The following is a 13,719-nucleotide window of genomic DNA, read 5'->3' as shown; positions in this document are numbered from 1 at the left end:
CGAGACAGCGCCCCTGGAATCCAGGGGCGCTGTTTTCGTGAGCGGGAACTGTCCTCCCAGCGTTGGGAGGGTTGCATAGTTGAGGATGGATGGGATGCTCCTGAAAGGCTGGGTGATACGAGGTGGCCGACCAGCACTTCCGTGATGTCCCGAAACTCACCGCGCCGGCCAACGCCTCGCCCGGATTGGTCGCGGCCGTCGACGCGGTGTGGCAGTACGCCCAGACGTGCGTCGATCTGACCGGGAACGGTGACCCGGCCAGCGCCCCGGATTTCTCCGAGCTGCTGCAGACCGAGGCGGGCAAGGACGGCAAATCGCTGACCGACACCTCGAACCACTCCGAACTCGTCACCGCGTACGACGGCCATGTCAAGCAGGTGAAGAAGGTCAAAACCGATCTGGCCGGTATGGACAACTATGTCGGTGACAGCACCGGCGACACCGCGGGCGTCGCCGACGACACCGCAGGGAAGATCATTCACAAGATCACCTCGTTGCAGAGCAAGCTGAACGTGAAACTGCCGAAGGACGATCCGAAGAGTCTGATCAGTCTCGAAGGCCCGTTGCTCGCGGCCTGCTCGGATACGGTCGACAAGATTCACGGCGACCTGAAGGACGCCAACACGCAGATCCAGAAGAAGGCCGCGCAGATCGCCGCTCAGTCGCCGCCGACCGTGACGACCAATTCCGACGGCAGCCGCACCTTCAGTACCGGAAACTCCACGCAGCACTACTCCGCCGCCAGCGCCCAGGATCTGTCCGGCGGCGTGAAGACCACCGCGCAAGAGATCTACCAGTATCTGTACAAGCATTACGGTCCCGGCACGAAGATGAATCTGACCTCCGCGCAGATCGCGGGCATCCTGGGCAATATGCAGGTCGAATCCAGCTTCGACACCAGCGCGTGGAACTCCGGCGAAGGCGCCCTGGGCCTGTCCCAGTGGGAGGGCGGACGCCTGTCGTCGCTGCGAGCATTCGCCGCCTCCCGCCGCACCTCCGCCTCCGACCTGCACACTCAGCTCGACTTCCTGATGTCCGAACTCGGCGGCAGCGAATCCGGCGCCCTGGCCCAACTCAAAGCCGCCGACACCCCCGAAGCCGCCGCGGCCGCCTTCGACCAGTACTACGAGAGAAGTTCCGGCTCCTCCCGCGGCACCCGGATGGCCGACGCCCAGAACATCTACAACACCGTTGTGCAGGTGTAGCTTTCGGCGCTGAAGCTCGACCGCGACAACGTTTCGGAGCCGAGGGTGGTGGCGCGTCGTGCGTCGTGCGGGCGAGAGGCAAACGTAATACGGTGGCCTGGTTCGCATTACGTGTGATTCTGGAGGCGCGACGGTGTTTTCGGACGGCGCAGGTTACTCCGCGGATTGGATGCGTGCGGCCGGGTTGGATCTCGAGCCCGGCTACTGCATCACCGCGGTGCGGGGAGTGGGGCCGCGCGCGGCGCTGCATCGGCTGGGGGTCGGTGCGGAGACCATCCGAACCGCGCCGTGGTCCGAGTTGCAAGCTCAGGCCGGGGAGCTCGAACCGGCCCACCGACATGGTGTCACCGCCGCGTTCGCCATCGACGGGCACGCCGTCATCGTCGAGGATTTCGGATTCCGCGGACGTATCGCGGAGTGGGCCGGGCCGTTGTCGCGGGGCGCGGAAGCCGTCAACGTCTACCTCAGCCCCACCAGCCTCGCGCAGGAACTGACAGTCGTCCGGGACGGTGTCCGGGTGGCCTTCATCGACGGTGACCGGCCCGATGAAATCGCAACCGATGATGCGGATCTGGCCACCCGGTTGTTCGAGCTGGCCGAAGCAGCCCTGCGGCCATGGGACGAGAACGACGCCGCCCCGGAGAGCCTCGGTGACGGCTGGGTCGACCTGCTGCAGGTTGCCTGCGGCTATTTCGGATTGCGGCCGACGGTGTCGGACATCAGTGGACCGGTCTGGGGAGCACCCACGAAGATCGGCTGACGGCCGAAAACGGTTGGCGCACGATTCACCTGCGATCAGGTGACGTCGAGTCTTGTTGCGCGCGAGAGGGATGTGGCCGGGCCGTGCGGCCCCACCCGACATCCGATTGCTGGTGATGTGCTGCACTCATGGCCGGGGTCGCGGCGATTCGTCTGCCGGGTGTCTGGTCGGAATTTTCCTCAGAGGTGGCGGATAGGTTGCTATGGGCCAGATTCGGCCCCGTGGAGCGGCTCCGATTGAGCGGTGATCGATTGCAGAGTGATCGCTGTAGAAGTGAGTCTTTCAAAATGAATCATGTTGATCCAGTGATGAATTGGCGGGCAATGACCGAATTTACTGGGCAAACGGTTGGTTTCTGCGGGTTGCCGCCTGCGCTGAGCAGGTTCGAGGGGAATTACAGAGCGGTTGTTCAACCGGTTTCGACCGCTGCTGGCAAACCTCGCCTACACTCTGATCGTATCGGCTGCTGCCGGGTTTCTGGACGGTGCGCTTCTCGTGGCCGGACTCGTATTCGAGTGCGAAATAGGGATGTGAGACAGATGGATTCGCGTGCCGCCGCGTTGGTCAGGACGACGTTCAAGGCGGTTGCTGCGGATGAGGCGGGGCATGAGAAATTGGCGAGGTCGTTCTATTCGATCTTGTTCACCGCGCAACCGCAGCTGCGCGAGTTCTTCCCCGCATCCCTCGATACGCAGTGCGAGCGCTTGATCGCCGCGCTCGCGCACGTGGTGGATCGGCTCGAGGAGCCCGGCGAGTTGCTGCCGTTCCTGGCCCAGCTCGGGCGCGATCACCGCAAATACGGCATCGCGCCGGAACACTATCCGGCCGTGCGGACATCGCTGATCACGGCGGTGCGCACCCATGCGGCCACGGAGCTGTGGACCGAGGAAGTGGAGCGCGCCTGGCAGCAGTGCGTCACCCTGATCACGGGGACCATGATCGTGGGCGCGGGGGAACAGGACACGCCCGCGGTGTGGACCGGCACCGTGATCGAACATCGCCGGGTGCTCACCGACCTGGCGGTCGTGCGGGTGCGGCTGGATCAGCCGATGAGTTATGCCGCCGGTCAATACGTGAGTGTGCAGATCCCGTCCCGGCTGCGGATGTGGCGGTATCTGTCCCCGGCCGTTCCCTCGAACGCGCAGGGGGAGATCGAATTCCACGTGCGCGGCCGCACCGGCGGCTGGGTCAGTCCGGCTCTGGTCGGGCACACCGCCGTCGGTGACCAGTGGCTGCTGAGCGCGCCGATGGGCGGACTCGGGGTGCCGCGCAACCCCCGGCGCAAACTGCTGATGATCGGCTGCGGCACCGGAATCGCCCCGCTGCGAGCACAACTCGTGGCGATGGCGCGTCGCCGGTCCAATCCGCGGGTGCACCTGTTCGTCGGCGGGCACCACCCGTGCGATCTGTACGACCTCCGGACGCTGAGCGACCTGGCCGCGGCCAACAAATGGCTGACCGTCACCCCGATCGTCGAGAGCGACGAAAACCCATGGTGGCACTTCGATTCGGGCGAACCGTCACCGGATCTGCCGGGCCTCGACCCGCGCCGCACCGGCCAGATCGGCGCTGTCGTAGCGGGTTACGGCCCGTGGGCCGATCGCGACGTGCAGATCTCGGGCTCCCCATCGATGGTGCAGACCACCAAATTCCGCTTGTTGGCAGCGGGCACCCCGGCAGCCAACATCCGCCACGACCCTCTGTACTGAGAGGTCTGCCTCAAACCCCTTCGTAGCGAATGGCTTCCGCGGGAGTACCGGTCTGGATCAGGCGATCGACGGTGGCCGTGGTCATCCCCGGCGAACCGCACACCAGGATCTGGTGGTGCTCCAGCGGCCCCATCTCCCCGACGACGTCCGCCAGAGTGCCCTCCAACATCTCGTCGACGTCGAAGCCCACGTCCACCCGGCAGCTCTCGTACCAGGGATCTTCCCAGGTCGGGTCGTCGGGACTCTCCACCACGGGAACGACCGTCAGCCAGGGCAATTCGCCGGTCAGCAGGTAGAGCATGTCCGAGGCGTACAGGTCGCGGGGGGAGCGGCCGCCGATGAACAGGTGGGTGCGGGGCGGTTCGGGGCGGCGGGAGATCTCCAGCAGGATCGAACGCAGCGGCGCCAGGCCCGTGCCACCGGCGAGCATCACCACGTCGGTGGTGTCGTTGTCGACCGAGAGCCAGCCCGCCGGATCGGTGATCCGCCATTCGTCACCCGGCTGGGTGTCCGCGACGATCGTTCCGCTGCACCACCCGCCCGGCACGGTCCGGACGTGGAATTCCAGCTTGCCGTCCCGCGAGGGCGCCAGGGCGGGCGACAGCCGCCGCCGCAACCCGGGGTGCTGCGGAATCTGCACCTCGACCGACTGCCCCGCGACGAACGGCACATAGTCACCGATCAACCGCACCACCGCGATGTCGTGCCGCAGGCGATGGTGGCCGACCACCGTCGCGGCCCATTCGGTGGGCGCGCCCAGGTGGATTTCGCCGGTCTCATCGGGGCCGAGGGTCATACACCATCCCTGTTCGTCGAAATGTCTTGTGCTGCGGAAGGATTCGATCGGCTGCGGATCACACCGGATCCGCGGTGATGGCCCATTCCGGTGTGCCGACCGCCACCAGTGCCCGCTTGGTGGCCGCGATCATCCGCGCCGATCCGGCGATCTGGATCTGCCGATCCGACCAGGAGCCGAAGCTCGCCACCACCGCACCCAGATTACCGATCAGCGTGCGGTGCATGCCGAATGGCGGGTCGGCCGGGGGATGCGGATACCACCACGGGTTGGATGCGTTCTCGCACACCGGAATAACGGTCAGCCACGGATTGCTCAGCGACAGCTGCCACATGTTCTGCACGTCGTAAAGATCGCACGGGTACTGCCCGCCCATGAAGAAGTGCACCCGCGGATTGTCTCCGCGCCTGCCCATTTCGATGAGTTGCGCGCGCAGCGGCGCGATACCGGTGCCCGAGCCGATCATCAGCACGTCGGCGCCGCTGTCGCGGTCCACGTGCAGCCCGCCCAGCGGACCGGCGATCTGCCAGACGTCCCCGGCCTCGGTCTCGGCGACGATGGCCGGGCTCACCCAGCCGTTCTCCACCTTGCGGACGTGGAATTCGATCTCCCCGTAGGGATTCGTCGGAATCGCGGGCGACAGGTACCGCCACATCTTGGGCCGCTGGGGAACCGACACCGGAACATACTGTCCGGCCTGATACGGGATCGGCGTCTCGGACTGCAGCCGCACGATCGCCAGATCCTCCAGCACCTGCCGGTGCCCGACCACCGTCGCCTCGTAGAACGGCCGGGAATTGTCGGAATTCGCGCCGATGGCCATCGAGGCGGAGATGAGGATGCCGATATCGCGCCAGCCCTCCTCGAGTTCGCGCGACCAGCCGCCGATGCCGCAGTAGGTGCGGAACGCGGCCACCAGCGCGCGACCGGCGATATCGTAATGTGCCGCCTCGACCCCGTATTTACGGTGGTCCCGGGCGAGCTGTTCGAGGAAGTGCTGGGCGCGGTCCCAGTCCTCGAGATGGTCGAGCACGAACTGCACGGCGGTCATCACGCGCTTGGGCTGCATGTCCATGGCGGGCGGGAACAACTCCCGCAGCCGTGGATTCTCGCTGAACATATGGCCGTAGAACGCACTGACCAGCCGTTCCGGGCCGTTCGGCGCCTCGATGACGGACCGGTAATTGGCGCGGACCAGCGCAGCCGAACGCGCATCCACGACTCGAGCTTCCTTTCTGCATAGAACGATCCGGACCCCAGGCCCGGACCGGCTCGGGTTCCAGTATCCCCGAAAAAACCGTGGTCGCACGGTTATGCGGCTTTGACGGTACCCAACCTCGCCGAGGGCGAAACGTCGTGGTCGGATGCCGCGCGGGGCTAGCGTGGGGGAAGCGGTCCGGGGATGGTGTTGCGCGCAACGTCGAAAAGTTTCAAACTTGAGCGGAACAGACTCAACTTCTACTGCGTTGAACTGATCGGAAGCAGCCGGACGAGGCTGCGAAGAGACGACAAGTAGGAAGGTGACCGTGGACTCGTTCAATCCCACCACCAAGACCCAGGCGGCGTTCACCGCCGCACTGCAGTCCGCCTCGGCCGCGGGCAATCCGGAGATCCGTCCGGCGCACTTGCTGGTGGCGTTGCTGGATCAGACCGACGGCATCGCCGCCCCGCTGTTGAAGGCTGTCGCCGCTGATCCGGCCCAGATTCGACGCGAGGCCCAGGACATCATCGACCGGCTGCCCAGCGCGACCGGCGCGACCACCACACCGCAGCTGGGCCGCGAGGCCGTCGCCGCGATGAACGCCGCACAGAAGCTGGCAACGGAGTTGGGAGACGAATACGTCTCCGCCGAGGTGCTGCTGATCGGTTTGGCCAGCGGCGATTCCGATGTCTCGCAGCTGCTGCTGAAGTACGGCGCGACCGCGGACGCGCTCCGAGAAGCGCTGACCTCCGTACGCGGCAACACCCGCGTCACCAGTCCCGATCCCGAGAGCACCTATCAGGCCCTGGAGAAGTACTCCACCGACCTGACCGCGGCCGCTCGCGAGGGCAAACTCGACCCGGTCATCGGCCGCGACACCGAAATCCGCCGGGTCGTCCAGGTGCTGAGCCGCCGCACCAAGAACAACCCGGTGCTGATCGGCGAGCCCGGCGTAGGCAAGACCGCGATCGTGGAGGGCCTGGCCCAGCGCATCGTCGCCGGTGACGTGCCGGAGTCGTTGCGCGGCAAGCGACTGGTCTCGCTCGATCTGGGCGCGATGGTCGCCGGTGCGAAGTACCGCGGCGAATTCGAGGAGCGGCTCAAGGCCGTACTCGGGGAGATCAAGCAGAGTGCCGGGCAGATCATCACCTTCATCGATGAGCTGCACACCATCGTCGGAGCCGGCGCGACCGGCGAGTCGGCGATGGACGCGGGCAACATGATCAAGCCGATGCTCGCGCGCGGTGAGCTGCGCCTGGTCGGCGCGACCACGCTGGACGAATACCGCCAGCACATCGAGAAGGACGCGGCGCTGGAGCGGCGTTTCCAGCAGGTGCTGGTCGGCGAGCCCTCGGTGGAGGACACCGTCGGCATCCTGCGCGGGCTCAAGGAGCGGTACGAGGTGCACCACGGCGTGCGCATCACCGACTCCGCGCTGGTGGCCGCGGCGACGCTGTCCGATCGGTACATCACCTCCCGGTTCCTGCCGGACAAGGCGATCGACCTGGTCGACGAGTCGGCCTCGCGGCTGCGCATGGAGATCGACTCGCGTCCGGTGGAGATCGACGAGGTCGAACGCGCGGTGCGCCGCCTCGAGATCGAGGAGGTCGCCCTGGCCAAGGAGACCGACGCGGCGTCCAAGCAACGCCTGGAGAAGTTGCGTCAGGAACTGGCCGACGACCGCGAGAAGCTCAACCAGCTGATGGCCCGCTGGCAGAACGAGAAGCAGGCCATCGACGGTGTGCGCGTGATCAAGGAGGAGCTCGAATCGCTGCGCGGCGAATCCGAGCGCGCCGAACGCGACGGCGATCTGGGCAAGGCCGCCGAACTCCGCTACGGGCGCATTCCGGCGCTGGAGAAGCAGCTGGCCGAGGCCGAGGAGAAGGCCGGGACCAGCACCGGCTCCGACGGCGAGGTGATGCTCAAGGAGGAGGTCGGCCCGGACGATATCGCCGAGGTGGTCTCGTCCTGGACCGGAATTCCGGTCGGGCGGATGCTCGAGGGCGAGACGCAGAAGCTGCTGCGCATGGAGGACGAGCTGGGCCGCCGCGTGGTGGGCCAGTCCGCACCCGTGCAGGCGGTGTCGGACGCGGTGCGCCGGGCGCGTGCCGGGGTCGCGGATCCGAACCGGCCCACCGGGTCGTTCCTGTTCGTCGGCCCGACCGGCGTCGGCAAGACCGAATTGGCAAAGGCGTTGGCGGACTTCCTGTTCGACGACGAACGCGCCATGACCCGGATCGACATGAGCGAGTACTCCGAGAAGCACGCGGTGGCTCGCCTGGTCGGCGCGCCGCCCGGATACGTCGGCTACGACCAGGGCGGTCAGCTGACCGAGGCGGTGCGCCGCCGGCCGTACACGGTGGTCCTGTTCGACGAGATCGAGAAGGCGCACCCGGACGTGTTCGACATCCTGCTGCAGGTGCTCGACGAGGGCCGGTTGACCGATGGCCAAGGCCGCACGGTCGACTTCCGCAACACCATCCTCATCCTCACCTCCAACCTGGGTGCGGGCGGCGACAAGGAGTTCGTGATGAACGCGGTGCGCTCCGCGTTCAAGCCGGAATTCCTGAACCGCCTGGACGATGTGGTGATGTTCCAGCCGCTCGACGAGGAGCAACTCGAGCAGATCGTCGACATCCAGCTGAACCAGCTGCAGAAGCGCCTCTCGCAGCGGCGGCTCACCCTCGATGTCAGCGATTCGGCGCGGTTCTGGCTGGCCGTGCGGGGTTACGACCCGGCCTACGGCGCCCGCCCGCTGCGCCGGCTGATCCAGCAGTCCATCGGCGATTCGCTGGCCAAGGAACTGCTGGCAGGCGAGGTCACCGACGGCGACTTGGTGAAGGTCAACGTCTCTCCGGACGGTGACGGACTCATCGTCGGCAGGTGACCCGCCGCGTCCCGGGCCACAGCCGTGACCCGGGACAGCAGGCCCAACGCAACTACCTCACAGCGTGCTCAGCGGCGAAGCGTCTCTGTAGGCTGGGACTGTCAGGCCAGGAACATCAACCCAGATGTTTTTCGGCGCGGCTCAGGGCGCCGAAAAACCCGCCGGAGCGAAGCGGAGGCCAAAATGTCGGCACAGGGACCGGATTCGCCCGACGCGCCGACCGAGCACCTCGGAGCGTCGGGCGGGTCGGAGGGAAAGCGCGCGCCGGAGTACTCGGACGCGTTCGGTTCGACCGAGCCGTATCAGTACTTCGACCAGGCTCCCGGGCCGAATCCGACCCGGCCCCTGCCGCCGTATCAGAGCCAGTGGGGCGTCTACGAGGGGCCCGGTCCGGGCGAGGCCGCATACGACACCCAGTGGATCGGCCCGGCCCACACCACGCCCGTCCAGAACGGCCCGCCGACCCCGACGCTGGTCGGGCCGCCCGATCTGCCCCCGGAGCAGCCGCCACACCGCGGCCGTCGCGGGATGTGGGTGGGGATGACGCTGGTGGCCTTCGCGGTGGTGGTGCTCGGCGCGATCGCGGTGGGGCTGTTCCTGGGCAACACCTCCTCGTCCTCCTCGACCGCCGGGGACACCACGTACCACTCGGCCCCGACCGGACTGCCGATGTTCCCGAAGTCGCCCGATACCCCCGGCACCGGCAGGACCACCGCGCCGCAACTGCCCGGACTGGGCGGGACCATCGACGGCCTCGGCGCGACGATGGGCACCATCAGCACCAACGACGGATCCACGCTCACCGTCGACGCGCTGTCCGGCTCGACCATCACCGTGCACACCGACGCCAAGACCGAGGTGATCGCGCTGGGTTCGAGCACCGTCGCCGATCTGCATCCCGGCGATATGGTCGTGGTGCAGGGCGACAAGAACGCCGACGGATCCATTCAGGCCAAGATCGTCATCGGCACCGCACTGCCCTCGCAGGGCACCACGATCCCCACGCCCACTCGGTGATTCGCGGCCCGCGGACCGGGCGGCCACGCACAACACGCAGTGCGCACACCACGCGAGGTGCGACTGCCAACTAGACTCGTCCGCGATGACGGCAATGTGGTTCGGACTCGCGGCGATCGCACTGGTGGGTGCGATCGTGCTGCTGTATTTCGATCGGCTCCAGCGGCAGCGGACCGGTCACGTGCGTCAGGTCTGGGCGAAAGCTCAGGGCTACACCTATGTTTCGGTCGAACCGGCACTGGCGTCCACGTGGCGTCGCGGCGCGATGGCCAAACTCGGGTACCTGTCCGCGGTCGACGTGGTCTCCGGTAATCGCAAGGGCGAGAAGTTCGTTCTGTTCGATCTGGAGGATGCCGCGACGCTGGTCGCCGTGCGTCGTCAGATCGGCTCCGATATCGATATCGACCTGCGCCTCAAGACCGCCGCCCCGCCCAAGGACGCGGATCTGGAACTGCTCGGCGCGATCGGCGACCGCGTGGTGTTCGCGACGAATCCGGATATCGCCCGGCACGCGGTGGATCAGCGCATGGTCGCCTTCATCGAAACCCTTTCCGGCAGCGTGCATCAGCTGTGGAGTGAGGGCAACTGGACGCTCGGCGTACTGCCGGTGGGCCTGTCCTCGCGGGAGTGGGAGGGTGCGGTCGACGCGGTGCTGCGCCTGTCCGGTCTGCTGCACGTGTTGCCGCCGGTGGCCGGTGGCGGCGAGGCCGGGGACCCCGACGCGCACGATCCGGGACGTCCGCGCCCGCGCACCCGCGCCGAGGACGACGATCCGGACGCGGACTACGAGGATCGGCCGGGCGCACGCCGTTACGACGACTACGACCAGGACCGCTACGACGACGAGCGCCGGTACGCCGAACGTCTCGACGAGGATCGCCGCTACGACGAGCGCGGCTACGACGACGCGGACGACCGCTCGCCCGCGTCCGCGAAACTCGCCGAATTCGATTCCGAGCGACGCGATTACGAGATTCCGGCCGAGCAATCCGACGACCGGTACGCCCCCCTGGTCCAGGACATCGCCGGGGATTCCGAACCGCCGCAACGCCGTCCGGCCCTCGCCGTGGTGCCCGATCCGCGCACCCGCGTCCGCCGCAACTGGCCCCCGGCCGAGGAGAAGACGCCCGAGGACTCCGGACACGAGCCCGAGGAATCCGAATTCGCGCAGGACCTGCACGAGGACGAGCAGTCCGACCGTCCCGGCGGCCCGTTCCACCCCGGCTTCCGTCCGTATCAGGGTCCCGCGCCGCGCTGAGTGTCCGCGGTGTCGACCTCGGGTGAACGATGATCGGCCCGGGTGCGCGATGATGAGGTCATGACCGAAACACCCGCCGCCCGCCTACCCGGCGCGAGCAGGCCCGTCGCCATGGTCACCGGTCCGACCTCCGGAATCGGGCACGCCTACGCGAAGCGACTGGCCTCGCTCGGTTACGACCTGGTGCTGGTCGCCCGCGACGAGGAGCGGCTCACCGCCCTGGGTGAGGAGCTGAGCCGGCGTTTCGACACCGGATCCGAGGTGCTGCCCGCCGATCTGGCGGTCGCCGCCGACCGCGAGCGGGTCGCCGCGCGGCTCGGGGAGGGTGTGGAGTTCCTGGTCAACAGCGCGGGCGTGGGCATCTCCGGTGAGTTCTGGTCCAACGATCCGGCGCAGTTGCAGGCGCAACTGGACGTCAACGTCACCGCGGTCGTGCAACTGACCCGCGCCGCACTGCCGCCGATGATCGCCGCGGCGAAGGGTTCGATCGTGAATCTCGCCAGCGTCGCGGGCCTGATTCCGGGACGTGGATCGACGTATTCGGCCTCCAAGGCCTACGTCGTATCCTTGTGCGAAGGGCTGGCGGGCGGACTCGCGGGTACGGGAGTTCGAGTGCAGGCGCTGTGCCCCGGATTCGTCCACACCGAATTCCACGATCGGGCCGGTATCGATATGTCGTCGCTGCCGAAGCCGATGTGGCTCGACGTCGAGCAGGTAGTGGCGGGTTCACTGCGTGATCTGGAATCGAACAAGGTGGTCAGCGTGCCCGGCGCCCAGTACAAGGTGCTCACCACGGTGGCCGGGATGATCCCGCGCTCCCTGCTGGTCCGCCTCAGTCGGACCCTGTTCAACGCACGCGGTAGGACTTAGAGCGGCCAGGCCCGCAGCGGCCGGTCGACCAGAAAGGACACGGCACACAACATGATCGAATCGACCACCGACCGGGACAGATTGGCCGAGTTGGTACGGGAACTGGCCGTCGTGCACGGCCGGGTCACCCTGTCCTCGGGCAAGGAGGCGGACTACTACGTCGACCTGCGGCGCGCGACGCTACATCACCAGGCCGCGCCGCTGATCGGAAAGTTGTTGCGCGAGTTGGTATCCGACTGGGAGTTCGATGCGGTCGGCGGGCTCACCATGGGCGCGGATCCGGTGGCCGTCGCGGTGATGCACGCACCCGGACCTCCGGTGGACGCGTTCGTGGTGCGCAAGGCCGCCAAGACGCACGGCATGCAGCGGCAGATCGAGGGGCCGGACATCACCGGCAAGCGGGTGCTGGTGGTGGAGGACACCACCACGACCGGCAATTCCCCGCTCACCGCGGTGCGCGCGTTGCGCGAGGCCGGGGCGACGGTGGTCGGCGTGGCGACCGTGGTGGACCGGGAGACCGGGGCCGATCAGGTGATCGCCGCGGAGGGGCTGGAGTACCGCTCGATCCTCGGGCTGAAGGATCTCGCCCTCGGGTGACGGGGACGTCCACGGCTGTTGACACTGAGCTAGCCTTTACGCGATCTGTCGAACAGCGTGGTGAAGGGTCGTGTGAGTCGCCTGTGGTGAGCATTGCGGTGAACAAGGGGCGTGAGAATGTCGCGATGCTCGGCATCGGCGCTTACCGACCCACTCGGATCGTCAGCAACGCCGAGGTGTGCGAGGTGCTCGACTCCACTCCGGAGTGGATCTACGAGCGCACCGGAATTCGCAACCGGCGCTGGATCAGCGGTGACGAGACGCTGCGGATGATGTCGTGCGCGGCGGGTGAGCGCGCGATCGCCAACAGCGGTATCGATCGGTCCCGGATCGGTGCGCTGGTGCTGGCCAGTTCGAGCTGGCTGAAGATGACCCCGCACGGTGCCCCGACCATCGCCTACGACCTGGGGATGAACGGTATTCCGGCGTTCGATCTGACCTCGGGCTGCGGCGGTTTCGGTTATGGGCTCGGGGTGGCCGCGGATATGATCCGGGCCGGTTCGGCCGATTACATCCTGGTGATCGGGGCCGAGACGATGACCCTCGGCCTCGATCCCACCGATCGCGGCACCGCGATGATCTTCGGCGACGGCGCGGGCGCGGTCGTGGTCGGTCCCAGCGAGGAGAACGGCATCTCGCCGACGGTGTGGGGCAGTGACGGCGAGAATGCCGAGGCCATCGCGCAGAACGTCGATTTCCTCGCGTACATGGACAAGGCCCAGGCCTTGCAGGGCGTGGATCCCGAGACCGATCCGGTGGGCCGGATGTCGCTGCGGATGGAGGGGCCGCGGGTGTTCCGGTGGGCCGCGGTCACGCTGCCGCGGGCGTTGTCCTCGGCGCTCGAGGTGTCCGGGGTGGCCAAGGAGGATATCGAGGTCTTCGTCCCGCATCAGGCCAATGCCCGGATCAACGAGCTGATGCGCAAGAATCTCGGTCTGGCCGACGACATTCCGATGGCCAACGACATCGAGAACACCGGTAACACCTCCGCGGCCTCGATTCCGCTGGCCATCGAGGAGATGCTGGTCACAGGCCAGGCCAAGGGCGGTCAGCTGGCCTTGCTGCTCGGTTTCGGGGCCGGGTTGAGCTATGCCGGTCAGGTGGTCCGGCTCCCGCCCGCACCCCGCGAGCCAAGTTTCTGATGCGGCCGTTCCGGGTGGCCTATCTGGCCGCGTCCGCGCTGACCGTGGCCGGTGCGCTCACCGGACGCGATCGGCTGCAGTGGATCGGCAAGCCCGCGATGATGCCGCTGCTGGCCGCGGACGTCGCGCGTGCGGGCGATGCGCTCGCACCCGCGGACCGGCGGCTGCTGCTCGGCTCGCTGACCGCCGCGACCGTGGGCGATGTGCTGCTGATCGATCCGGACGACGATCGTCGGCTGGTCGCGGGTGCGAGCGCGTTCGCGGTGATGCAGGCCGG

General features: G+C 67.3%; 12 protein-coding genes. 10 read left to right on the top strand and 2 right to left on the bottom strand.

Translation table 11 applies throughout. From position 1 onward, the window contains the following. The first annotated feature begins 122 nt into the window (after positions 1-122). The 3 genes from NM2_RS20830 to NM2_RS20820 all read left to right on the top strand — a co-directional run bounded on the left by NM2_RS20830 (position 123) and on the right by NM2_RS20820 (position 3,674). A complete protein-coding gene (locus NM2_RS20830; RefSeq protein ID WP_067671287.1) occupies positions 123-1,205 on the top strand; it encodes a phage tail tip lysozyme in 1,083 nt (360 codons plus the stop codon). Between the two features lie 133 nt (positions 1,206-1,338). After that, positions 1,339-1,965, top strand: a complete 627-nt coding sequence (locus NM2_RS20825) for a DUF6461 domain-containing protein (RefSeq protein WP_157121208.1) — start codon at positions 1,339-1,341, stop codon at positions 1,963-1,965. 539 nt (positions 1,966-2,504) lie between these two features. Then, a complete protein-coding gene (locus tag NM2_RS20820) occupies positions 2,505-3,674 on the top strand; it encodes a globin domain-containing protein (RefSeq protein ID WP_067671282.1) in 1,170 nt (389 codons plus the stop codon). 10 nt (positions 3,675-3,684) lie between these two features. On the opposite strand, the gene NM2_RS20815 is transcribed toward NM2_RS20820, so the two are convergent. Then, positions 3,685-4,470 (bottom strand): FAD-binding oxidoreductase, encoded by a 786-nt coding sequence (locus NM2_RS20815; RefSeq protein ID WP_067671279.1) that lies wholly within the window; start codon positions 4,468-4,470, stop codon positions 3,685-3,687. Between the two features lie 58 nt (positions 4,471-4,528). Continuing rightward, positions 4,529-5,689, bottom strand: a complete 1,161-nt coding sequence (locus NM2_RS20810) for an FAD-binding oxidoreductase (RefSeq protein ID WP_067671276.1) — start codon at positions 5,687-5,689, stop codon at positions 4,529-4,531. A gap of 307 nt (positions 5,690-5,996) precedes the next feature. On the opposite strand from NM2_RS20810, the gene clpB reads away from it, so the two are divergent. From clpB to NM2_RS20775, 7 genes are all read left to right on the top strand, one after another. Then, positions 5,997-8,558 (top strand): ATP-dependent chaperone ClpB, encoded by a 2,562-nt coding sequence (clpB, locus tag NM2_RS20805; protein WP_067671587.1) that lies wholly within the window; start codon positions 5,997-5,999, stop codon positions 8,556-8,558. 183 nt (positions 8,559-8,741) lie between these two features. Beyond that, the gene (locus NM2_RS20800; protein ID WP_067671273.1) at positions 8,742-9,575 is read left to right on the top strand and encodes a DUF5666 domain-containing protein; all 834 of its coding nucleotides are present in this window, start codon (positions 8,742-8,744) and stop codon (positions 9,573-9,575) included. A gap of 85 nt (positions 9,576-9,660) precedes the next feature. After that, positions 9,661-10,833: a TtfA family protein gene (locus tag NM2_RS20795; protein WP_067671270.1), complete on the top strand. Its 1,173-nt coding sequence runs from the start codon at positions 9,661-9,663 to the stop codon at positions 10,831-10,833. Between the two features lie 60 nt (positions 10,834-10,893). Continuing rightward, a complete protein-coding gene (locus NM2_RS20790; RefSeq protein ID WP_067671584.1) occupies positions 10,894-11,703 on the top strand; it encodes an SDR family NAD(P)-dependent oxidoreductase in 810 nt (269 codons plus the stop codon). 51 nt (positions 11,704-11,754) lie between these two features. Further along, a complete protein-coding gene (gene pyrE / locus NM2_RS20785) occupies positions 11,755-12,300 on the top strand; it encodes an orotate phosphoribosyltransferase (RefSeq protein ID WP_067671267.1) in 546 nt (181 codons plus the stop codon). 83 nt (positions 12,301-12,383) lie between these two features. Further along, positions 12,384-13,442 (top strand): beta-ketoacyl-ACP synthase 3, encoded by a 1,059-nt coding sequence (locus NM2_RS20780; RefSeq protein WP_067671264.1) that lies wholly within the window; start codon positions 12,384-12,386, stop codon positions 13,440-13,442. After that, positions 13,442-13,719, top strand: a 278-nt coding sequence (locus tag NM2_RS20775) for a lysoplasmalogenase family protein (protein ID WP_245718140.1), incomplete at its 3' end; no start/stop codon positions are given. The genes NM2_RS20780 and NM2_RS20775, both read left to right, overlap by 1 nt.

It is taken from the genome of Nocardia miyunensis NBRC 108239 (assembly GCF_001613065.1).
GTDB lineage: Bacteria > Actinomycetota > Actinomycetes > Mycobacteriales > Mycobacteriaceae > Nocardia > Nocardia miyunensis.
The sequence above is the reverse complement of the archived record's forward strand: the minus strand, read 5'-3'. Positions and strand labels throughout refer to the sequence as shown.

What these genes read in the sequence shown, in the direction of transcription:
- NM2_RS20815 (WP_067671279.1), bottom strand. Translation starts at nt 4,470, where the DNA reads ATGACCCTCGGCCCCGATGAGACCGGCGAAATCCACCTGGGCGCGCCC.
- NM2_RS20790 (WP_067671584.1), top strand. Translation starts at nt 10,894, where the DNA reads ATGACCGAAACACCCGCCGCCCGCCTACCCGGCGCGAGCAGGCCCGTC.
- pyrE (WP_067671267.1), top strand. Translation starts at nt 11,755, where the DNA reads ATGATCGAATCGACCACCGACCGGGACAGATTGGCCGAGTTGGTACGG.
- NM2_RS20800 (WP_067671273.1), top strand. Translation starts at nt 8,742, where the DNA reads ATGTCGGCACAGGGACCGGATTCGCCCGACGCGCCGACCGAGCACCTC.
- NM2_RS20820 (WP_067671282.1), top strand. Translation starts at nt 2,505, where the DNA reads ATGGATTCGCGTGCCGCCGCGTTGGTCAGGACGACGTTCAAGGCGGTT.
- NM2_RS20795 (WP_067671270.1), top strand. Translation starts at nt 9,661, where the DNA reads ATGACGGCAATGTGGTTCGGACTCGCGGCGATCGCACTGGTGGGTGCG.